The sequence below is a fragment of the Streptomyces narbonensis genome (assembly GCF_014649015.1).
Lineage (GTDB): Bacteria > Actinomycetota > Actinomycetes > Streptomycetales > Streptomycetaceae > Streptomyces > Streptomyces narbonensis.
Genome location: NZ_BMSF01000015.1, coordinates 97,540 through 119,499, shown reverse-complemented (window position 1 = coordinate 119,499; position 21,960 = coordinate 97,540). Strand labels below are relative to the sequence as shown.

Sequence of the window (21,960 nt, the reverse complement as noted above, 5' to 3'; positions counted from 1 at the left end):
TGCCACGGTCCGGCACGTGGACGCGCGTGGGGGTCGCGCGATGGACGGGGGCGGACGCGCAGTGGTCGCGCGGCGGACGCGCAATGGTCGCGCGGCGGACGCAAGGCGGACCGGCTGCGGACGCGCGGCGGACGCAAGGCGGACCGTGGCGGACGCAAGGCGGACCGTGGCGGACCCGCTGTGGTCGTGTGGCGGTCGCGCTGTGGTCGTGTGGCGGTCGCGCTGTGGGCTTCGGCGGTTACGGGAGTCGCCGGTGGAGGTCGGGCTCGGTGGAGGGGCCGGGGGTGGCGTCCGCGATCCAGGGGCCCTCGCCGCTCGGGTCGACGATGCCGGCCTCCAGCCACGCGTACGCGCCGGAGAGGACGCCGTCGACGACCTTGCGGTCGAGGTCGTCCGTGTTGGACCAGAGACGGCCGAAGAGCTCCTCGATCCGCAGGCGGGCCTGCCGGCAGAAGGCGTCCGCCAGCTGGTGGGCCTCGCGGCCGTGGTCCGTGGTGGTGCGGAGGAGTTCGGCCCGTACACAGGCGGCGCTCATCGCGAACAGCTCCGCGCCGATGTCGACGATCCGCCCCAGGAAGGCCTGCTTGAGCTCCATGCGGCCCTGCCAGCGGGACATCGCGTAGAAGGTCGAGCGGGCGAGCTTGCGGGAGGTCCGCTCGACGTACCGGAGGTGGCCGGCGAGGTCGCCGAACTCCCCGTACGCCCCGGGCAGCTGTCCCGGCCCGGCGACGAGTCCGGGCAGCCAGCGGGCGTAGAAGCCGCCGGCCCGCGCCCCGGCCCTCGCCTTGTCGGCGAGGGAGGTGTCGGGGTCGATGAGGTCCCCGGCGACGGAGAGGTGGGCGTCGACGGCCTCGCGGGCGATCAGCAGGTGCATGATCTCGGTCGAGCCCTCGAAGATCCGGTTGATCCGCAGGTCGCGCAGGACCTGCTCGGCGGGGACCGCGCGCTCTCCGCGGGCGGCGAGGGAGTCGGCGGTCTCGTAGCCGCGGCCGCCGCGGATCTGGACCAGTTCGTCGGCGATCAGCCAGGCCATCTCGGAGCCGTACAGCTTGGCGAGGGCCGCCTCGATCCGGATGTCGTTGCGGTCCTCGTCGGCCATCTGCGAGGCGAGGTCGACGACGGCCTCCAGGGCGAAGGTGGTGGCCGCGATGAAGGAGATCTTGGTCGCGACGGCCTCGTGGCGCGCGACGGGCCTGCCCCACTGCTCTCGGACGCCCGACCACTCGCGGGCGATCTTCAGGCACCACTTGCCGGCACCCGCGCAGGAGGCGGGCAGTGAGAGACGGCCGGTGTTGAGGGTGGTGAGGGCGATCTTGAGACCGCTGCCCTCGGGGCCGATGCGGTGTCCGGCCGGGACGCGGACGCCGTGGAAGCGGGTGAGGCCGTTCTCCAGGCCGCGCAGCCCCATGAAGGAGTTGCGGTGCTCGACGGTGATGCCGGGCGAGTCGGCCTCGACGACGAAGGCGGTGATGCCGCCCTTGTGGCCCTCGGAGGCCGGCACCCGGGCCATGACGACGAGGAGGTCGGCGACGACGCCGTTCGTGGTCCAGAGCTTCACGCCGTCGAGGACGTAGTCGTCGCCCTCGGGCACGGCCGTGGTGGCGAGGCGGGCCGGGTCGGAGCCGACGTCGGGCTCGGTGAGGAGGAAGGCGGAGAGGTCCGTACGGGCGAGGCGGGGCAGGAAGGCGTCCTTCTGCTCCTGGGTGCCGAAGAGTTTCAGCGGCTGCGGTACGCCGATCGACTGATGCGCGGACAGCAGGGCGCCGACGGCGGGGCTCGCGGAGCCGACAAGGGCGAGGGCGCGGTTGTAGTACAGCTGGGTGAGGCCGAGCCCGCCGTACTTCGGGTCGATCTTCATCCCGAGCGCGCCGATCTCCTTGAGGCCCGTGATCGTCTCGTCGGGGATCCGGGCCTCGCGCTCGATGCGGGCGCTGTCGATCCGGGTCTCGCAGAAGGTCCTGAGGATCGCGAGGAAGGCCTCCCCGCGCCGGACGTCCTCGTCGGCGGGGAGCGGATGGGGGTGGACGAGGTCGAGTCGGAAGCGGCCGAGGAAGAGCTCCTTGGCGAAGCTCGGCTTGTGCCAGTCCTGCTCGCGCGCGGCCTCGGCGGTCTGCCGGGCCTCGCGCTCGGTGACCTTGGGCGGCTGCTTGGCGGGTGCGGACATGGACACCTCCTGCTCGGGGCTTCCCTGTCCGTCGTACCCGATTTTCCCGGGTCCGGAAAGGCGAGAGGCGGCCCAAACCCCCGCACAGTGGGTTCGGGCCGCCTGGTCTCGCGGTCGTACGAAGACGTCCGTACGAAGACGTCCGTACGAAGACGTCCGTACGAAGACGGTCGTACGAAGACGGTCGTATGTGAACTAGAGCGCGAGGCCCGTCAGGACCAGGACGCGCTCGTACGTGTAGTCGTCCATCGCGAACTTGACGCCCTCGCGGCCGACGCCGGAGCGCTTGGCGCCGCCGTACGGCATCTGGTCGGCGCGGTAGGACGGGACGTCGCCGACGATCACGCCGCCGACCTCCAGCGCGCGGTGGGCGCGGAAGGCGGTCTGCAGGTCGCGCGTGAAGACGCCCGCCTGGAGGCCGAAGTCGGAGTCGTTGACCGCGGCGAAGGCCTCGGCCTCGCCGTCGACCTTGGCGATCGTGAGGACCGGGCCGAAGACCTCGGCGCGGGCCAGGGTGACGCCGGCCGGGAGCTCGGCGAGGACGGTCGGGGCGTAGGTGGCGCCCTCGCGCTTGCCGCCGGTGAGGAGCTTGGCGCCGGCCGCGACGGCCTCGTCGACCCAGGACTCGACGCGCTGCGCGGCGGCCTCGTCGACCAGCGGGCCGACGTCGGTGGCGGCGTCGGACGGGTCACCGGTGACCTGGGCCTCGACGGCGGCGACGATCTTCGGCACCAGGCGGTCGTAGACCGAGGCGTCGGCGATGACGCGCTGCACGGAGATGCAGGACTGGCCGCCCTGGTAGTTGGAGAAGGTGGCGATACGGCTCGCCGCCCAGTCCAGGTCGGCCTCGGAGGACCAGTCGGGGAGGACGACGGCCGCGGCGTTGCCGCCGAGCTCCAGGGTGCAGTGCTTGTGCGGCACCGACTCCTGGATCGCGTAGCCCACCTTGTCCGAGCCGGTGAAGGAGATGACCGGGAGGCGCTCGTCCTTGACCAGGGCGGGCATGCGGTCGTTCGGCACGGTCAGGATCGACCAGGAGCCGGCCGGCAGCTCGGTCTCGGCCAGGATCTCGCCCAGGATCAGGGAGGAGATCGGGGTCGACGGAGCCGGCTTGAGGATGATGGGGGCGCCGACAGCGATGGCCGGGGCGACCTTGTGGGCGCTGAGGTTCAGCGGGAAGTTGAACGGCGCGATGCCGAGGACGACGCCCTTGGGGATACGGCGGGTCAGGGCGAGGCGGCCCGCGCCGCCGGCCTCGGTGTCCAGGCGCTGGGCCTCGCCGGCGTTCCAGCGGCGGGCCTCCTCGGCGGCGAAACGGAAGACGGAGACGGCACGGCCGACCTCGCCGCGGGCCCACTTGATGGGCTTGCCGTTCTCGGCGGAGATCAGGAGGGCGATCTCCTCGGTGCGCTCGGCGAGCCGCTTCGACACGTGGTCGAGGGCGGCGGCGCGGACGTGCGCCGGGGTCGCGGCGAACTCGTCGACGACGGCGTGCGCGGCGGCGACGGCCTCCTCGACCTGGGCCTCGGTGGGCACGCTGACCTTGCCGACCAGACGTCCGTCGAAGGAGTTCGTGACGTCGAAGGTGGCCTCGCCGGTGGCCTCGCGGCCGGCGAGCCAGAAGGCGTGGGTGGTCGTCATTGCGTCCCGGCCCTTTCCGTATCGGGGGTGCGAGCGATCGCTCTCATGACACGGTAGGGCCGGGAGGGCGGAGGGGCGTTTGTCCGGTGTGGAGTGGTGGGCGTGAACCTCTGTCCGCTTTGGCCGAACGGGCCCTGCGGCCTGTGGCAGGCCCGCCCTCGTCCCGTCGGCGACCCGCCGCCCGGCCATGCGCTTGGCCTTGCGCCCGGCCATGCGCTTGGACCTGCGCCCGGCCCCGCCGGCGTCAGGTGCGCCGCTCGGTCGAGACGATGAGACAGACGCCGCCGACGACGATCGCGCCGCCGAGGACGATGGGCCAGGACAGGGCCTCGCCGAGGACGAGGGCGCCGAGGGCGACGGCGACGACCGGGTTCACGTACGCGTAGGTGGCGACCAGCGAGAGCGGTGCGGCCTGGAGCAGCCACGCGTACGCGGTGAAGGCGATCAGGGAGCCGAAGACGATCAGGTACGCGAGGGCGGCCCAGGAGCGGCCCGAGACCGCGGTCACGTCGAGGCCGTGCTGCTCGCCCCGGACGAAGGCGACGGAGAGGCCGCCGAGACCGCCCGCGATCATCTCGTACGCGCTGGCCGTGAAGGGGTTGGCGGGCATGGGGAGACGGGCGGACGAGAACGAGCCCACGGACCACAGGAGTGTCGCGACGACGACGAGGACCACCCCGCCGACCTTCACCTCACCGCTGAGCCCGGGCAGCGTGAGCACGGCGAGCCCGACGAGGCCGAGGGCGACTCCGGCGAGTCCGCCGACCGTCGGCCTCTGACCGGTGGCGGCCTTGAGGAGCACGACCCAGGCCGGGACGACGGAGATGAGCAGGGCGGTCAGGCCGGAGGGGATGGAGGTCTCGGCGAGGACGACGAGGCCGTTGCCGCCGAGTATCAGGAGCAGACCGATGAGGACGGCGGAGCCGAGCTGCCGGCGGGTGACCTTGAAGGCGGCGGGGCCCTGGCGCCAGGCGATGATCCCGGCGAGGAGCAGTCCGGCGGTGACGAAGCGGACGCCGGCGGAGAGGAACGGCGGCATCGTCTCGACGACGATCCGGATGCCGAGGTAGGTGGAGCCCCACACGACGTACACGATGCCGAGCGCGGCCCACACGGCGCCGGTGATCCGGCGGGCGGCGGGGGCGGCGGTGCGGGTGCCGGCCTTGCCGGGGGTGGTGGCCCCGGAGGTGGTGGCCTGCTGCGTCTCGGGGGCCGGATCGACGGCGGGGCTTGTCATGAGCAGGAGAGTAGGCAGCTCGAGGGGGGTTGACCAAGAAAACTGCCCGGATTCGGGCAGGGATCCCGAAATATGGGCGGGTGAAGTGGTGAAGGGGCCTCCGCGTGGGGGTGGGAGGATGACTCCGACGTCAGCGAATGGGGGAGGACGACATGATCCTGATGGTCCTGATCGGCGTGCTGGTGCTCGCCGTCGGAGGGTGCGTCTGTGTCGTGTGGGCGTCACGGGGCGGCCCGCCCTGGGTCCGCGCGGTGGCGAAGGTGACCCTGCTGGGCGGCGAACTGGCGCGCGCAAGCCACCGGCGGGGCCGTACGCAGCAGGGCGACGGGGGCGTGGGGGGCTGCGGGGGCAGCACGGGCGAATAGTCGCCTGGTCACCGCCCGCGAGGGGCGTGTCGGTCACCGCCCTCGGCGTGCGCGGCAGCCCCGGCGCGCGAAGTGCGTGCGGGGCACCGCCCGTGAGGGCGCGCGTCGGCCCGCGTTCGCGGCGTGTGCGGCGGCCACCGCGCACCCGCACAGCGTGCGTGCGCCGGGGCACCGCCCAGCCGATGCGTGCGGAGCACCGCCGAGCTGACGCGTGCGGCTCACCGACCGCGAGCGCGCGCGTCGGCCGCCGGGCTCAGGCCGTGTCCTCGCCCGTCGCCTTCAGGGCCAGCCACAGCTCCATCCGTACGTCCGCGTCGTCCAGCGAGCGGCCCAGGATCTCCTCGACGCGCCTCATCCGGTAGCGCAGGGTGTGCCGGTGGACGCCCAGGTCGGCGGCTGCCGCGTCCCACTGGCCGTGCCGGGAGAGCCAGGCGCGCAGCGAGGCCACGAGGTCGCCGCGCCCGGTCGCGTCGTGCTCCCGCAGCGCGCGGAGCATGCCGTCGGCGAAGGCGCGGACGGCGTCGTCGGCGAGGAGCGGCAGGACCGAACCGGCGGCCAGCTCCTCGTGCTCGACGAGCGCGCGGCCCCGGCGCCGGGCCACCGCGAGGGCCTGTTCGGCCTGCTTGTAGGCGGTCGCCGCGGCGACCGGGCCGGCCGGGGCGGAGAGGCCCACGACGAGGCCGGTCTCCTCCGCCTCCCGCTCCGCGTACGCGTGGCAGGCCGTGACGACGGCGCCCCCGTCCCCGGCGAGGACGACGAGCCGCCCCTCTCTCTCCGGGACCGTGAGCACCGCCTCGCCCGCCCGGGCGGCGGCCGTCTCCAGGGTCTCGGCGAGGGCCGGCAGCGGGGCCTCGGCCGCCTGCTCGCCCCCGGCGGGCTCGGCGACGAGCAGCCGGAAGGGGGCGTCGAGCAGCCCGCCGTACACCTCGCCGGCCACCGCGCGCGCGTGGTCCGGCTGGCCGGCGAGCATCAGCTTCAGCACCGCGGCGCCGAGCCGCTGTTCGGCCGCCTGGAGCGAGCGGGACCGCTCCGTGGTGAGGGTGAGCAGGGCGATGGCCGAGTGCACCGCGTACCGCTCGGCCGTCCCGAGGGGCGCGCCGGTGCCGACGGCGAGCGCGCCGCGCACGCGCCGTCCGCTCCCGAGGGACTGGAGCTCGACGCGGTCGTCCGTACCGCCGACGACGGCGCTCGCGGGCGCCGGGCGGTCGCGGAGCCGCTCCACGTCGGGGGTGAGCCGGGCGGCCCGGCGGGTGGCCCACTCGGGTGAGACGGCGACGACCGTGCCGGAGGTGTCGTACAGCGCGGCCCAGCCGTCGACGTGTGCGGCGAGCCGGGTGACGACGGCCTCGGGGCCCTCGGCGAGCGCGGCGCGGGTCAGTTCGCGCTGGGCCTCGAAGCCGGCGGTGACGGCGCGGTACTGGTCGGCGGAGATGGCCGCCGAGACCGCCTTGCTGATCGCGAGGAACGGGGTCCTGCGCGGCACCTCCAGGAGCGGCAGGTGCTCCTCGCGGGCCGCTTCGAGCAGGGCCGGCGGGATCTCCTCGTAGTTCACGCCGACGGCGAAGCCGAGCCCGACGACCCCCGCCCCGAGCAGCCGCCGCACATAGCGCCGCATCGCCTCCAGGTCCTCGGCGTCCAGCGTGAGCGCGGTGGTGAGGAGGAGCTCGCCGCCCTCCATGTAGGGGACGGGGTCGGCCAGCTCGCTGACGTGGGCCCAGCGGACGGGGGTGTCGAGGCGGTCCTCACCCGCGCGGACGATCAGCTTGAGGGCGGAGTGCTGCACGAGCGAGGCGAGGGTGGGCGGCATTGGGGACCGTCGGACCTTTGGGCGAGGGGGGCGCCGCTCAGCCGAGCGGCGCCCCCGATTGTGCCAGGGCCGAAAGTCCCCCGCTCAGCCGCGGAGCTCGACGAGGAGCGGCGGGGTGTGCTCGCCGCGCACATGGGTGAGGGAGAGGACGGCGTGGCCGGGCGGGACGGCATGCGCGAGATCGGACGCGGACCACCGTTGCCGCTCCACTTCCCGGACGGTGACGGCTTCCGTCGTCACGGCCTTGCCGGTCACCAGCTTGCGCAGGGCGTGGAACGCCCGGGTCATCGGCTGGTCGGCGAAGACGGTGTGGTGGGCCACCTCGGTCGTCTCCACCCGTTCGGTGCCCCAGGCCTCGGCGAAGGCCCGGCCGTCCCAGGTGGGGAGCCCGGCAAAGGCCATCCGGCAGCCGACGCCGGCGAGGAGCGGACCGTGCAGCGCCTCGGGGACCTCCGCGAGGGTACGGAGGGCCAGCACGACACCCGCGTTCTGCGGGCGCAGTCGCTGCAAGGCCCGCACGGTCCCCGGTGTGAGCGCGCCCGCCGCGTCGTCGAGCACCAGGCAGGCGAAGTGCCCGCTCCCGGCGCGGTCCCGGGTCACCTGCTGGAACTGCGCGAGCAGCAGCCGGTTGAGCAGGCGGCCCGCTTCCTCGTGCCCTCCGTCCGGAAGGCTGATCCGGACCCGCATCGGGTGCTGGGCGACGGACCGGAGGGAGAAGGGCCGCACGTCGCGGCCGCCGCCGAAGAACTCGGCGAAGGCGGGGCGGTCGAGAGCGGTGAGCCGGTCGGCGAGCACGGGCCCCACGTCGGTCGCGGTACCGACCTGACGGATCCGGGACTCCAGCTCCCGGCGCATCGTCTGCGCTCCGTCGGCCGGGAGCAGGTCGAGAAGCGCCTCCAGGACCTCGGGGCGGGCTTCGAGCAGCTCCCGCAGGACCGGGACGGTCGGGAAGCGCCCGTACGCGGCCCTGTACGGACCGATGAGCTGGGCGAGCACCGTGGCCGCGCGTCGGGTCTCCACACCCTCCATGTCGCCGACGAGACCTTCGGCGAGGAAGCCTGCGGCCTCGTCCGGGTCGGTGGCGCCCGCGTACAGGTCGAGGTCGTAGCGGGAAGAGGGGTCTCCGAGACGGATGACGACGTCGTACGCCCCGTCGGGTCCGAGCGGGGCCCCGGCCGTGCCGACGGCGACGACGGCGACCGCTCCGGTGAGCGCCTGGAGCGTGAGCGACTCGACGACGGGTGCGACGAGCGCGCGGGTCTTGCCCGCTCCGGAGGGGCCGACGGCGAGGAGGGAGGTGCCCAGGAGGCCGGGGTCGAGCGCGAGGCCTGCGCCGTGGTAGGCGCGCGGGGTGCGCTCGGCGGCCGCCCAGCGCCCGAGGCGGACCTGGCTCAGGAGCAGGTCGTGGTCGGCCGCACGGCTCGGCAGGTCGCGATCGCCCGAGGGGTGTGCGCCCGCTGCGGCGCCCTTGCGGAGGAGCGCCTCGACGAGGGCGGTGCGGCGTTCGGCGTCCCGGTCGCTCCTCCGCCAGCCGCGGCGCACGCGTGCGCAGTCGACGTCGTTCATCCGGCCGGCGGCCAGCTCCCCGGCGAGCAGGTCGGCGGCGGCGTGCTCGCCGGCGCCCCTGAGCTCGGGCCACTGGGAGGGGGGGATCTCGGGACCTGTCGAGGCGGCGGGGGCCGGAGCGGCACCGGAGGCTGAGCGGGCGCGCCACTGCCGGAAGAGGCCCGGCCATTCGCCGACCCGGGCGAACGGCCAGACGACCGCAGCCGTGACGAGCAGGCGCATGGGGTAGACGAAGATCGGCGAACTGGGGACGTCCCAGCCGCCCGTCACGAGGGCGGCGAGGCAGGCCACCGGGTCGACGACGGGCAGCGGGGGCCATCCGAGGCCGAGGGTCTCGGAGAACACGAACGCCAGGACGATCAGAGCTCCCGCCCCGGCGAGCGCCGCGCGCACGGGCGGGCGGCACCGGTCCAGGTAGTGGCGCGTGACCTTGCCCCAGGAGCCGAGGGCGCCGACGCCCCACACGAGAGCGAGGAAGAGAGCGCCGTCGAAGACGCTATGCGCCGCGACACCTTCCCAGTCCTTCGGCGAGGTGGTGAGGGCGTACCACCAGTCGTTCGGGGTGAGGGTCCGCAGGAGGAGGTCCGCGTACGGAAGGGTGTTGCTCCGCCAGGCCGACCAGATGACCAGGCCGACGGCCGCGGGGATCAGCATCCCGACGAAGGTGACCGGCGCGAGCCGCGTGGGCGCCTCGGCCGGCGGGACGTGCCGGAGCCGCCAGATGCCGAGGCCGGCCTTGGGGCGCGGGGCGTCCAGCCAGGCGACGACGGGCGGGAAGCCGGCCGCTCCGGTCACCTCGGGAGCCCGGGCCGGCGGGGGCGGGACGTTCGGCGGAGGCGGAGGCGGAACGCTGCCGGGGGTGGCGGGCCGGACCTCGTAGGCCGGGGGCGTCGGGGGCGTCGGAGGGACCCGTGGGTGCGCCGAAGCCGCGGCAGGTGCGGAGTCGGGAGGTGGGCCCGCCGGGCGGGGTACCGCGCCTCCCCTGGTGTCGCGTGACTCGTACGTGCCGTCGGTCTCCATGTACCCCTGCCCCCTGACCAGCCAGGTCGCCGCCTCTGTGCCCTCGTCAATCTAGTGGGCCGGAAGCGCCCCGGAGGGGTTTCGCCCACCCGTACGGCCGATCGCCGCCGGGCGGCGTCAGCCCGCACCCTTGGGGGTGGAAGCGGAGTCGCCATGTCCATCCCGGACAACGACACACCCGCGACCACTCCCGATCGGCGCATGCCCCACCCCCTCCCCCGCGCCTAGCCTGCGGAGGAAACCCGCAAGTGCGTCCAGAACACCCCCAGGAGCCCCGCATGAACGCTGTCCCGCAGGAGCGGCGCGTCGTCACCGCCATCCCCGGTCCGAAGTCGCTGGAGCTTCAGGCCCGTCGGCTCGACACGGTCGCCGGTGGCGTCGGCTCGACTCTGCCCGTCTTCACCAAGCGGGCCGGCGGCGGCATCATCGAGGACGTCGACGGCAACCGCCTGATCGACTTCGGCTCCGGCATCGCCGTGACCTCCGTCGGCGCCTCCGCCGAGGCCGTCGTCCGCCGCGCCTCCGCGCAGCTCCAGGACTTCACGCACACCTGCTTCATGGTGACGCCGTACGAGGGTTACGTGGAGGTCTGCGAGGCGCTCGCCGAGCTGACCCCGGGCGACCACGCCAAGAAGTCCGCGCTGTTCAACTCGGGCGCCGAGGCCGTCGAGAACGCGGTGAAGATCGCCCGCTCGTACACCAAGCGCCAGGCCGTCGTCGTCTTCGACCACGGCTACCACGGCCGTACGAACCTCACCATGGGCATGACGGCGAAGAACATGCCGTACAAGCAGGGCTTCGGTCCGTTCGCCCCCGAGCTCTACCGCGTGCCGGTGGCCTACGGCTACCGCTGGCCGACCGGTGCCGAGAACTGCGGCCCCGAGGCCGCCGCCCAGGCGATCGACAACATCACCAAGCAGATCGGCGCCGAGAACGTCGCCGCGATCGTCATCGAGCCGGTCCTCGGCGAGGGTGGCTTCATCGAACCGGCCAAGGGCTTCCTGCCGGCGATCGTGAAGTTCGCCAACGACAACGGCATCGTCTTCGTCGCCGACGAGATCCAGGCCGGCTTCTGCCGCACGGGCCAGTGGTTCGCGTGTGAGGACGAGGGCATCGTCCCGGACCTCATCACCACCGCCAAGGGCATCGCGGGCGGTCTGCCGCTCGCCGCCGTCACCGGCCGCGCCGAGATCATGGACTCCGTCCACGGCGGCGGTCTGGGCGGCACCTACGGTGGCAACCCGGTCGCCTGCGCCGGTGCGCTCGGCTCCATCGAGACGATGAAGGAGCTCGACCTCAACGGCAAGGCGAAGCGCATCGAGGAGGTCATGAAGGGCCGCCTCACCGCCATGCAGGAGAAGTTCCCGATCATCGGCGACATCCGTGGCCGCGGCGCCATGATCGCCATTGAGCTCGTCAAGGACCCGGCGACCAAGGAGCCGTTCGCGGAGGCCGCGGGCGCGCTGGCGAAGGCCTGCCACGCCGAGGGCGTGCTGGTCCTGACCTGTGGCACCTACGGCAACGTCCTGCGTTTCCTGCCGCCGCTGGTCATCGGCGAGGACCTCCTGAACGAGGGCCTCGACGTCATCGAGAGCGCGTTCGCCCAGATCTGAGCCCGGATCTGAGCCCGGATCTGGGCCCGGAGCCGGTGCCGCGGGTCCGGCGGGCCCGGTTCTCACACACGGTGTGAAGACTCTGTGGGGGGCCGATGGCGGGATGCCGTTCCTGCTGTCGGCCCCCTCTTCTCTGACGTACGGTTTCTGCAGATGAGAGAAACACCCCGGGCGGAGCCTCCCCAGCCCCGCCCACACCGCGCCTCGGCGCACACCGCTGGAGCTTCGTGCTCCGGGACTCCTCACCGATCGGATGGCCGCCCGCCCCAAACCCCCCGGGGCGCGCGGCAGCCCGATCCCCTCGGCCGCCCTGGAACCACCCCCCCTGTTCCAGGGCGGCCGGCTCTCTTCTCGGCGCTCGTCGCCCTCGTCGTCGTGACCTGGCAGGTGCTCGTCCACGGCCCCTTGGCCAGGCTCGACGAGCGGGTGTCCCGCTCGCTGGTGGACGCGGTCCCCCGCTCGCTGAGCGAACTCGCCTCCGACCTCGGCAACATGACGGTCGCCCTGCCGGTCCTCGCCTGCGCGATGGCGTACGCGGTGTGGCGCGGCCGATGGCCCGCCGCCCTGTTCGCGGGATCGGCCATGGCTCTCGTACCGCTCCTGGTGATTCCGTTGAAGGAGTGGACGGCCCGCCCCGGCCCCCTGGAGCCCTGGGCCGCCGGCTACTACCCCTCGGGTCACACGGCGACCGCGATGGTCGCGTACTTCGGCACCGCCTTCCTCGTCTCGAACCGGCTGATCCCCGTCGCGGCCCTGCTGACGGCGATCACGGGCACCGGCCTGGTCCTGCGCGGCTTCCACTGGCCCCTGGACGTGCTGGCGAGCGTCGCCCTCTGTCTCCCGCTGCTGCGCTGGCCGGTGTACGCCGCGCGGCGGGGTGGTCCTGCCTGAGGGGATGCGGGCCGTGCTCGCCGAAACGGCCGGGTCGGGGCCTCGCGGGTCCCGGCCCGGCCGTTCCATGCGGTGCCTGGCCGACCGTCAGCTCCAGTTGTACGCGTCGAAGTTCTGCGAGAACTGCCACTGGTTGTACCGGTCCCAGTTGATCGACCAGGTCATCAGGCCGCGCAGGGCGGGCCAGGTGCCGTGGGTCTGGTACGAGCCGCAGTTGGTCTTCTTCGTCAGGCAGTCCAGGGCCTTGTTCACCTCGGCCGGGCTGGTGTGGCCGTTGCCCGCCTGGGTGGAGGCCGGGAGGCCGATGGCGACCTGCTCGGGGCGGAGGGCCGGGAAGAAGCGCTCGCTGTTGCCCGCGACCGGGAAGCCGGTGAGCAGCATGTCGGTCATGGCGATGTGGAAGTCGGCGCCGCCCATCGAGTGGTACTGGTTGTCGAGGCCCATGATGGAGCCCGAGTTGTAGTCCTGGACGTGGAGCAGGGTGAGGTCGTCGCGCAGGGCGTGGATGACCGGGAGGTAGGCGCCCGCGCGGGGGTCCTGGCCGCCCCAGGGGCCGGAGCCGTAGTACTGGTAGCCGAGCTGGACGAAGAAGGTCTCCGGGGCCATCGTCAGGACGAAGCCGGCGCCGTACTTGGCCTTGAGGGTCTTGACCGCCTGGATCAGGTTGACGATGACCGGGCTGGTCGGGTTCCGGAAGTCGGTGTCGCCGGTCTGGAGCGAGAGGGAGTGGCCCTCGAAGTCGATGTCGAGGCCGTCGAGGCCGTACTCGTCGATGATCTTCGAGACGGAGGAGACGAACGTGTCGCGGGCGGCGGTGGTGGAGAGCTGGACCTGGCCGTTCTGGCCGCCGATGGAGATGAGGACCTTCTTGCCCGCGGCCTGCTTGGCCTTGATCGCCGCCTTGAAGTCCGCGACGGACTCGACGTTCGGGCATTCGGTGGCGGGGCAGAGGCCGAAGCGGATGTCGCCGGAGGTCACGGAGGTCGGTTCGCCGAAGGCGAGGTTGATGACGTCCCAGGAGTCGGGGACGTCGGCCATGCGGGTGTAGCCGGAGCCGTTGGCGAAGCTGGCGTGGAGGTAGCCGACGAGGGCGTGCGCGGGCAGGCCCGGGTTGCCGCCCCCGCCGCTGGTCGTCGTCGCGCTCACGGCCGTCGACTTCGCGGACTCGCCCGCGCTGTTCACCGCGCTGACCTGGAAGGTGTACGCGGTGGAGGGCGTGAGCCCGGTGACGGTGACCGAGGTGCCGGTGACCGTCTGGACCTTCGTCGCGCCCCGGTAGACGTGGTACGAGGTGGCACCGGAGACCGCGGACCAGGTCAGCGGCACGGAGGTGGAGGTCGGGGAGCCTGCCGCGAGACCGGCGGGGGTGGCCGGGAGCTGGACCGGGTCACCGCCGGGGCCGAAGAGGGAGAGGTCGTCGGCCTGGTAGGCGGGGGTGCCGTACCAGCCGTGGGTGTAGATCGTCACCGAGGTGGTCGAGGCGCCCGTCGTGAACCTGGTCGAGAGCCGCTGCCAGTCGGGGGCGGAGCCGGTCCAGGTGGAGACGTCGGTGGTGCCGGTGCCTGCGGCGCCGAGGTAGACGTAGCTGCCGCGGACCCAGCCGCTCAGTTCGTACGAGGAGTTGGGCTTGACGGTGACGGTCTGGGAGCACTTGGCGTTGTCGCTGCCGGCCGGGGTGGCCTGGAGCGCCTTCGTCCCGCCGTGGACGGGCGACGAGACGGCGGCGCCGCTGCCCGCCGTGCAGGTCCAGCCGTCGAGGCCGGCCTCGAAGCCGCCGTTGCGGGCGAGTTCGGCGTCGGCGGCCACGGCCGCCGCGGGGGTGAGTGCCAGGAGCCCGCCGGCGGCGAGTGCGCCCGCCAACAGCAGGGTGAGGGGTCTGGTGCGGTCCACAACTGCCTCCGGGAGTGGGGGAATCGAGGTGCAGCGAGCGCGCCACAGCATGGTCCAGACCAATCAAGTGGTCAAGACCTCTGTCTCGTACGGAACTCGCGCCGACACCGGTCCCGCCTCGCGCCGGACCCCGATCCCGGCTTGCGTCTTCCCTCAGCCCCGGACCCCGGCCCCGCCTCGCGTCGGCCTCCGATCCCGGCTTGCGTCTTCCCTCGGTCCCGGATCGCGCCGGACCCCGGCCCCGCCTCGCGTGAGACCCCGGTCCGACTCGCGCCGGACCCCCGCCCCGCCTCGCGTCAGACCCCCGGCGATCCCCCTTCGCCCCTGGCCAGTTGACCCGCCGCCTCGTGCATCGCCAGCTCCAGGAGCGAGGTGTCGTTGAGGGTGCCCGCCCCGTCCGGCGCCACGAGCCAGCGGACGCCTCCGGTCGCCCGCCCCGGGTACGGGACGACGATCCAGGTGCCGGCGCCCGCGCTGCGCACGCCGGTGCCGAGCCAGCGGGCGGCGGTGCCCGGCGGGACGAAGAAGCCGATCCGGGCGTCGCCGAAGTCGGCGAGGACCGGTCCCGGCCGGCCCACCAGACGGCTCAGCACGTCGAGGGTGGGATAGCCGAGCTCCCCCGGCAGGATCAGGACGTCCCAGCGCCGGCCGGCGGGCAGCAGCGCGACCCCGTGGGGGTTGCGCTCCCACTCCCACCGGCAGGCGTCGGGATCCGGCGCCACCGATGCCAGCCACTCCACCGCACTCCTGGCGCCAGTGGCCCCCGTACCAGTCGTCACAACGGTCTCCTTCCGCGTGGACACGGTGTCCACCAGGAGAGAGCGGGGTCGGCGCCTTCTCTTACGCGACTTCGGGCAACCGATTGAGAGTGATCCGGATCACGTGGCGCGCCGCGGGCGTCCGATCGGGTGGACAGCGGCGGGCCGGATGGGCCGACTCCCCCGGTCGCCCGCCCCTGCGTGTTCGGATGGGCCTCCGTCCTGCCCAGTCGCACCGCCCTCGCCACGGGAGTAGCCATGCCGTTTCCGCAGTCGTCGGGTGGCACCCAGCCGGGTGGTGCCGCACCGGGTGGTACCGCGCCGGGTGACCGGCGCTCCGGCAAGGGGCTGCTGCGGCGGATGGGCGAGTGGTCGGCGCGGCACTTCGTCATCGTGCTGGTCGCCTGGGTGCTGGCTCTGGGTGCCCTGATCGGGCTGAACCACGCGTACGGCGGCGAGTACTCGGACAACTACGCACTGCCCGGCACCCAGTCCCAGGACGGACTGAACGTGCTGCGCGCGCACGAGCCAGCCGCCGGCGGCTACAGCGCCCAGGTGGTGCTCTACGACGGCGCCAAGCCTCTGACGGACGTCAGTGACCAGATCTCGTCCGCGGTCGCCTCGCTGAAGAAGCTTCCGCACGTCCTGAACGCCACGGACCCGCTCCCGGCGCCCGGCAGCACGCCGCCCTCCCCTCCCCCGGGCACCCCGAACGTCGGCCCGCTGTCCACGGACGGCAAGACCGCGTACATCACCGTCCGCTTCGACGTCCAGCCCGGCACCCTCGGCGACGACTACCTGACCGGGGTGGACAGCGCGGTGGAGCCCCTGCGCGCCGCCGGGGTCGAGGTCGAGTACGGCGGTTCGCTGGGCGAGCTGGCCCGGCCCGAGGCGGACGACCGGGTCAGCGAGGCGATCGGCTTCGGGGTCGCGATCATCGTCCTGATCATCGGCTTCGGCAGCCTGATCGCCGCCGTACTGCCCCTGGTCACCGCCCTGGTGGCGGCCCTCTGCGGCCTCTCGGTGCTCGGTCTCCTCGCCTCCGTCTGGACCTTCGCGACCGTCTCGCCGACCCTGGCCACGATGATCGGCATCGGCGTCGGCATCGACTACGCGCTCTTCCTGATCACCCGGCACCGGCAGCTGCTGATGAACGGCCATGACCCGGTCACGGCGGCCGGCCTCGCCACCGCGACCAGCGGCCGGGCCGTCCTCGTCTCGGGCTGCACCGTCATCATCGCCCTCTCCGGGCTGTGGGTCTCCGGGCTGAGCTTCATCGGCCTGCTCGGTCTGGCGGCGACGTCCACCGTGGTCACGGCCGTCGCCGGAGCCCTCACGCTCGTCCCGGCGATGCTCGGCCTCATCGGCCGCCGCATCGACCGGCTGCACATCGGCACCCCCGTCGCCGAGACGGACCCGACGCCCGCCGACGCGCCCGGCGCGCCCGGCGCGGCGCAGACCGGTGAGGTGCACGGCACCTGGCACCGTTACGCGCTCCGCGTGGAGCGCCGTCCCTGGTGGTTCCTGAGCGCGGGCGTCGCCATCCTGGCCGTCCTCGCCATCCCTCTGTTCTCCATCCAGCTCGGCCACATCGGCGACGGCGCGGACCCGGAGTCCTTCACGGACCGGCGCGCCTTCGACCTGATGTCCTCGGCCTTCGGCCCCGGCTCCAACGGGCCGCTGACGCTGGTGATCGACCAGACCTCGGTCCCCGCGGCCGACCGCTCCGCCCTGGCGAGCCAGGCGCAGAAGGCGCTCACCGGCGTCCCCGACGCCGCCCTGATCACCCCGCTCACCCCGACCTCGGACGGCGACGTCCTGATCGCCACGGCCTACTCGGTCGCCGCCCCGCAGGACCAGTCCACGACGTCGCTGACGGAGCACCTGGGCGACGACGTCCTCCCGCAGGCGGTCGAGGGCACCACCGCGGCCACCTACGTCACGGGCACCACCGCCGCGCAGGTCGACTTCCTGGAGATCGTCTCCGGGCGGCTGCTGCTCATCATCGCCGTGGTCGTCACGCTCGCGTTCCTCGTCATCCTGATCGTCTTCCGCGGCCCGCTCGTGGCGCTCAAGGCGGCGGTGCTCAACCTGCTGTCCATCGCCGCCTCGTACGGCGTCGTCGTCGCCGTCTTCCAGTGGGGCTGGGGCGGACCGGCGCTCGGGGTCAACGGCGACGTGCCCATCGAGAGCTACGTGCCGATGATGATGTTCGCCATCGTCTTCGGCCTGAGCATGGACTACGAGATCTTCCTGCTGTCCCGGGTCCACGAGGCGTGGCTGCACACCGGCGACGCGAAGGGGAGCGTGGCGCACGCCCTGGAGATCACCGCGCGGGTGATCACCTGCGCGGCGCTCATCATGGTCAGCGTCTTCGCGGCCTTCGTCCTCAACGACAGCATCGTGATCAAGATGATGGGGCTCGGTCTGGCCGCGAGCGTGCTCATCGACGCGACGGTCGCGCGACTGCTGCTCGTGCCCGCGGTGATGACCCTGCTCGGGAAGTGGGCCTGGTGGACCCCGCGCTGGCTGGACCGGATCCTGCCGCACATCGACACCGAGGGCGAGGGCGAGCTGGCGCAGGCGGGCGGGAACGGCGCGGCGGGGCCACGGCGGACGCCGTGACCCCGCCCCGTACAGGCAGGTTCTAGCTGTCGAAGCCCAGACCCATCCGGTCCATCGTCTTCAGCCACAGGTTGCGCCGGCCGCCGTTCTCGTCGGCGCGGGCCATCGCCCACTTGGTGATGCCGATGCCGGCCCAGGCGATCGGCTCCGGCGGGAAGGGCAGCGGCTTCGAACGGACCATGTCCAGCTCGGTGCGCTCGGTGCGCTCGCCCGCGAGCAGGTCGAGCATGACGTCCCCGCCGAAGCGGGTCGCGCCGACACCGAGGCCGGTGAAGCCAGCCGCGTACGCGACCTTGCCCTTGTACGCCGTACCGAAGAAGGCCGAGAAGCGCGAGCAGGTGTCGATCGCGCCGCCCCAGGCGTGGCTGAAGCGCAGGCCCTCCAGTTGCGGGAAGCAGCGGAAGAAGTGCTCGGCCAGCTTCAGGTAGGTCTCCGGGCGCTGGTCCCTCTCGGCGTCGAGCTTCCCGCCGAAGGGGTAGATCGCGTCGTAGCCGCCCCACAGGATGCGGTTGTCGGCCGTGATCCGGAAGTAGTGGAACTGGTTGGCGGAGTCGCCGAGGCCCTGCCGGTTCTTCCAGCCGACGGAGGCGAGCTGCTCGGGGCTGAGCGGCTCGGTCATGAGGGCGTAGTCGTACACCGGGACGGTGTAGTGCCGGACCCGCTTGACCAGCGACGGGAAGACGTTGGTGCCGAGCGCGACCCGGCGGGCGAGGACCCGGCCGTACGGCGTGCGCACGCCCATGCCGGCGCCCACGGAGACCAGCTCCAGACCGGGGGTGTTCTCGAAGATCCGGACGCCCAGGTCGAGGCAGGCCCGCTTCAGGCCCCAGGCCAGCTTGGCCGGGTTGAGCATGGCGACGCCGCGGCGGTCCCAGAGGCCGGCGAGGAAGGTCGGCGAGTCGACCTCGGCCCGGACGGCGTCCCGGTCGAGGAGTTCGAGGCCGTCGGCGAGGCCGAGCCGGTCGATCTCCTCGTACATCTCGTGGAGTTCCTCGACCTGGTACGGCTCGGTGGCCACGTCGATCTCGCCGGTGCGCTCGAAGTCGCAGTCCAGGGAGTAGCGGGCGACCGCCTCCTCGATCCCGTCGAGGTTCCGCTCGCCGAGCTCCTCCAGCCTGGGCAGCTCGCCCGGCCAGCGGGCGAGTCCGTTGCCGAAGCCGTGGGTGAGGGAGGCGGCGCAGAAGCCTCCGTTGCGGCCCGAGGCGGCCCAGCCCACCTCGCGGCCTTCGATCAGTACGACATCCCTGGAGGGCTCGCGCTCCTTGGCGAGGAGCGCGGTCCACAGTCCGCTGTAGCCGCCGCCGACGACGAGGAGGTCGCACTTCTCGGTGCCGGTGAGGGCGGGCAGGGCTCCGGGCTTGCCGGGGTCTTCCAGCCAGAAGGGGACGGGCTGGGCGTCGGAGAGAGATTGTGCAGCGAGACGCATGGCAACTGGGGCCATGGTTTCCAACTCCTTCGGTGCCTGAGCTGCCTTTCGGCTCAGGCCGTTGCTGTTTTCTTGCGCCGGTTCGTAATGATTTGCCCGGCTACCACCATCAGTACCGCGAGGACGAACATCGCGGTGCCGATGACGTTGATCTGAACGGGGGTTCCACGCTGCGCCGAGCCCCAGACGAACATGGGGAAGGTGACGGTGGAGCCCGCGTTGAAGTTGGTGATGATGAAGTCGTCGAACGACAGCGCGAAGGCCAGCAGCGCGCCGGCGGCGATGCCGGGCGCGGCGATCGGCAGGGTCACGCGCAGGAAGGTCTGCACGGGGCCCGCGTAGAGGTCGCGCGCGGCCTCCTCCAGGCGCGGGTCCATGGACATGACCCGGGCCTTGACCGCCGTCACGACGAACGACAGGCAGAACATGATGTGGGCGATCAGGACCGTCCAGAAGCCCAGCTCGATCCCCATGTTGAGGAAGAGCGTGAGCAGCGAGGCGGCCATGACGACCTCGGGCATCGCCATCGGCAGGAAGATGAGCGAGTTGATCGCGCCGCGCGCCCGGAAGCGGTAGCGGACCAGCGCGAAGGCGATCATCGTGCCGAGGACGAGCGCGCCGACGGTGGACCAGGCGGCGAGCTGGAGCGAGAGGGAGAGCGACTCGCACATGTCGGCGACGCCGCAGGGGTCCTTCCAGGCGTCCAGCGAGAAGCGCTGCCAGGAGTAGTTGAAGCGGCCGTTCGGCTTGTTGAACGAGAACACCATCACGACGATGTTCGGCAGGATCATGTACGCGAGCGTGAGCAGGCCCGCGATGACGACGAGGTTCTTCCGGAGCCAACGCATCAGACCAGGTCCTCCGTGCCCGCTCGGCGGATGTAGACGGTGACCATGACCAGCACGATCGCCATGAGGATGAAGGAGAGCGCGGCGGCCGTCGGGTAGTCGAGGACCCGCAGGAACTGCGACTGGATGACGTTGCCGACCATCTTGGTGTCGGTCGAGCCGAGCAGTTCGGCGTTGACGTAGTCGCCGCTCGCCGGGATGAAGGTGAGCAGGGTGCCGGAGACGACGCCGGGCATCGACAGCGGGAAGGTCACCTTGCGGAAGGTCGTCGCCGGGGAGGCGTAGAGGTCCTGCGCGGCCTCGTGCAGCCGGCCGTCGATCCGCTCCAGGGAGGTGTAGAGGGGCAGGATCATGAACGGCAGGAAGTTGTACGTGAGACCGCACACCACCGCCATCGGCGTGGCGAGCACGCGCTCGCCCTCGGTCCACCCGAGCCAGCTCGTCACGTCGAGGACGTGCAGCGCGTTCAGCACGTCGACGACCAGGCTGTCGTCCGCCAGGATCGTCTTCCACGCGAGCGTCCGGATGAGGAAGCTGGTGAAGAACGGGGCGATGACGAGGACCAGGAGCAGGTTGCGCCAGCGGCCCGCCTTGAAGGCGATCAGGTACGCCAGCGGGTAGCCGAGCAGCAGGCAGAGCAGGGTCGCGGTCCCGGCGTACAGCAGGGAGCGGACGAACTGCGGCCAGTACTCGGTGAAGGCGTCCCAGTAGGTCTGGAAGTGCCAGGTGACCTGGAAGCCCTGCTCCAGGGAGCCGGTCTGGACCGAGGTCGACGCCTGGTAGACCAGCGGCAGCGCGAAGAAGACGAGCAGCCAGATGATGCCGGGCAGCAGCAGCCAGTACGGGACGAGCCGCTTGCGGGCGGAGGGCTTGCGCAGCACCGGTTCCTCGACCGGCGCGGCACCCTCCTTCTTCGTCAGGGTGGTGGTGCTCATCCGGCGTCCTCCACCGTCTCCACGCCCGCGTCGATGTCCTGGGCGGCGTCGAGCCCGAAGGTGTGCGCCGGGTTCCAGTGCAGGACCACCTCGGCACCGGGGACCAGCCGCGTGTCGCGTTCGATGTTCTGCTCGTAGACCTGGAGCTCCGCGCCCGCCGGGCTGTTCACCACGTACTGCGTGGAGACGCCGATGAAGGAGGAGTCGGCGATCCGGCCGGTGACGCGGTTGCGGCCGTCGGCTATCGAGCCCGCGTCGTCGGCGTGCGCGAGCGAGATCTTCTCGGGCCGGACGCCGACGAGCACCTTGCCGCCCTGGCGGACGGCGGAGGTACAGCGGTCGCCGGGCACCCGGAGCTTGCCGCCGCCGGCCGTGACGAGCACGTCGGAGCCGCCGGTCTCCAGGACCTCGGCCTCGATGAGGTTCGAGGTGCCGAGGAAGTTGGCGACGAAGGTCGTCTGCGGGTTCTCGTACAGGTCGGCGGGGGCGCCGAGCTGCTCGACGCGGCCGCCGTTCATCACCGCGACCTGGTCGGCCATGGTCATGGCCTCCTCCTGGTCGTGGGTGACGTGGACGAAGGTGATGCCGACCTCGGTCTGGATCCGCTTGAGCTCCAGCTGCATCTGGCGGCGCAGCTTGAGGTCGAGCGCACCGAGCGGCTCGTCGAGGAGGAGGACCTGCGGGTGGTTGATGAGCGCGCGGGCCACGGCGACGCGCTGCTGCTGGCCGCCGGAGAGCTGGTGCGGCTTGTGGCGGGCCTTGTCGCCGAGCTGGACGAGCTCCAGCATGTCGTCGACCTGCTTCTTCACGGACTTGATGCCGCGCCGGCGCAGACCGAAGGCGATGTTCTCGGAGATGTCCATGTGCGGGAAGAGCGCGTAGGACTGGAAGACGGTGTTGACCGGCCGCTTGTAGGGCGGGAGGTCCGTGACGTCCGTGTCGCCGAGGTGGATGGTGCCGGTGGTGGGGTCCTCCAGGCCGGCGATCATGCGCAGCGTGGTGGTCTTTCCGCAGCCGGAGGCGCCGAGCAGGGCGAAGAAGGAGCCCTGCGGGACGGTCAGGTCGAGCGGGTGGACGGCGTTGAAGGAGCCGTACGCCTTGCTGATCCCGGTGAGACGGACGTCGCCGCCGCCCGTGTTCTTTCCAGTGTGAGCAGTCTTGTCAGTCATGGGTT

Annotated in this window: 15 protein-coding genes; 4 read left to right on the top strand and 11 right to left on the bottom strand. The window is 72.3% G+C overall.

The genetic code is table 11. From position 1 onward, the window contains the following. Positions 1-238: 238 nt before the first annotated feature. The 3 genes from IE124_RS26310 to IE124_RS26300 all read right to left on the bottom strand — a co-directional run bounded on the left by IE124_RS26310 (position 239) and on the right by IE124_RS26300 (position 5,042). A complete protein-coding gene (locus tag IE124_RS26310; RefSeq protein WP_189511004.1) occupies positions 239-2,164 on the bottom strand; it encodes an acyl-CoA dehydrogenase family protein in 1,926 nt (641 codons plus the stop codon). Positions 2,165-2,359: 195 nt separating this feature from the next. Then, positions 2,360-3,805 (bottom strand): aldehyde dehydrogenase family protein, encoded by a 1,446-nt coding sequence (locus tag IE124_RS26305; RefSeq protein ID WP_055641071.1) that lies wholly within the window; start codon positions 3,803-3,805, stop codon positions 2,360-2,362. 244 nt (positions 3,806-4,049) lie between these two features. Continuing rightward, on the bottom strand, positions 4,050-5,042 hold the full coding sequence (locus IE124_RS26300) for an EamA family transporter (RefSeq protein ID WP_229832880.1): 993 nt from the start codon (positions 5,040-5,042) through the stop codon (positions 4,050-4,052). Positions 5,043-5,194: 152 nt separating this feature from the next. Between IE124_RS26300 and IE124_RS26295 the strand changes: the two genes are divergently transcribed. Then, on the top strand, positions 5,195-5,407 hold the full coding sequence (locus IE124_RS26295; protein WP_189511002.1) for a hypothetical protein: 213 nt from the start codon (positions 5,195-5,197) through the stop codon (positions 5,405-5,407). A 253-nt stretch (positions 5,408-5,660) separates the two neighbouring features. Here IE124_RS26295 and IE124_RS26290 read toward each other — a convergent pair whose 3' ends face one another. Next, a complete protein-coding gene (locus tag IE124_RS26290) occupies positions 5,661-7,214 on the bottom strand; it encodes a PucR family transcriptional regulator (protein WP_189511000.1) in 1,554 nt (517 codons plus the stop codon). Between the two features lie 84 nt (positions 7,215-7,298). Further along, positions 7,299-9,575, bottom strand: a complete 2,277-nt coding sequence (locus IE124_RS26285) for a type IV secretory system conjugative DNA transfer family protein (RefSeq protein WP_417851959.1) — start codon at positions 9,573-9,575, stop codon at positions 7,299-7,301. Between the two features lie 503 nt (positions 9,576-10,078). On the opposite strand from IE124_RS26285, the gene gabT reads away from it, so the two are divergent. Further along, positions 10,079-11,413 (top strand): 4-aminobutyrate--2-oxoglutarate transaminase, encoded by a 1,335-nt coding sequence (gene gabT, locus IE124_RS26280; protein WP_189510996.1) that lies wholly within the window; start codon positions 10,079-10,081, stop codon positions 11,411-11,413. A gap of 153 nt (positions 11,414-11,566) precedes the next feature. Continuing rightward, positions 11,567-12,304: a phosphatase PAP2 family protein gene (locus tag IE124_RS26275; protein ID WP_229832879.1), complete on the top strand. Its 738-nt coding sequence runs from the start codon at positions 11,567-11,569 to the stop codon at positions 12,302-12,304. A gap of 87 nt (positions 12,305-12,391) precedes the next feature. Here IE124_RS26275 and IE124_RS26270 read toward each other — a convergent pair whose 3' ends face one another. Both IE124_RS26270 and IE124_RS26265 read right to left on the bottom strand, forming a co-directional pair. Further along, positions 12,392-14,194: a chitinase gene (locus IE124_RS26270; RefSeq protein ID WP_189510992.1), complete on the bottom strand. Its 1,803-nt coding sequence runs from the start codon at positions 14,192-14,194 to the stop codon at positions 12,392-12,394. A 296-nt stretch (positions 14,195-14,490) separates the two neighbouring features. Then, positions 14,491-14,973, bottom strand: a complete 483-nt coding sequence (locus IE124_RS26265) for a bifunctional DNA primase/polymerase (RefSeq protein ID WP_189510990.1) — start codon at positions 14,971-14,973, stop codon at positions 14,491-14,493. A 339-nt stretch (positions 14,974-15,312) separates the two neighbouring features. On the opposite strand from IE124_RS26265, the gene IE124_RS26260 reads away from it, so the two are divergent. Next, a complete protein-coding gene (locus IE124_RS26260) occupies positions 15,313-17,577 on the top strand; it encodes an MMPL family transporter (RefSeq protein ID WP_229832890.1) in 2,265 nt (754 codons plus the stop codon). A gap of 22 nt (positions 17,578-17,599) precedes the next feature. Here IE124_RS26260 and IE124_RS26255 read toward each other — a convergent pair whose 3' ends face one another. From IE124_RS26255 to IE124_RS26240, 4 genes are read right to left on the bottom strand one after another with little or no spacing between them, the layout of a single operon-like run. Further along, positions 17,600-19,018 carry an NAD(P)/FAD-dependent oxidoreductase gene (locus IE124_RS26255; protein ID WP_189510985.1) on the bottom strand — a complete coding sequence of 473 codons (1,419 nt, stop codon included), beginning with the start codon at positions 19,016-19,018 and terminating at the stop codon, positions 17,600-17,602. A gap of 38 nt (positions 19,019-19,056) precedes the next feature. Continuing rightward, positions 19,057-19,851, bottom strand: a complete 795-nt coding sequence (locus tag IE124_RS26250) for an ABC transporter permease (protein WP_150265602.1) — start codon at positions 19,849-19,851, stop codon at positions 19,057-19,059. Beyond that, a complete protein-coding gene (locus IE124_RS26245; RefSeq protein WP_189510983.1) occupies positions 19,851-20,786 on the bottom strand; it encodes an ABC transporter permease in 936 nt (311 codons plus the stop codon). Before IE124_RS26245 ends, IE124_RS26250 begins: the two co-directional genes overlap by 1 nt. Then, entirely contained in the window at positions 20,783-21,955 is a 1,173-nt protein-coding gene (locus tag IE124_RS26240; protein WP_189510981.1) for an ABC transporter ATP-binding protein, read from the bottom strand. The genes IE124_RS26245 and IE124_RS26240 overlap by 4 nt, the downstream gene beginning before the upstream one ends. Positions 21,956-21,960: the final 5 nt, after the last annotated feature.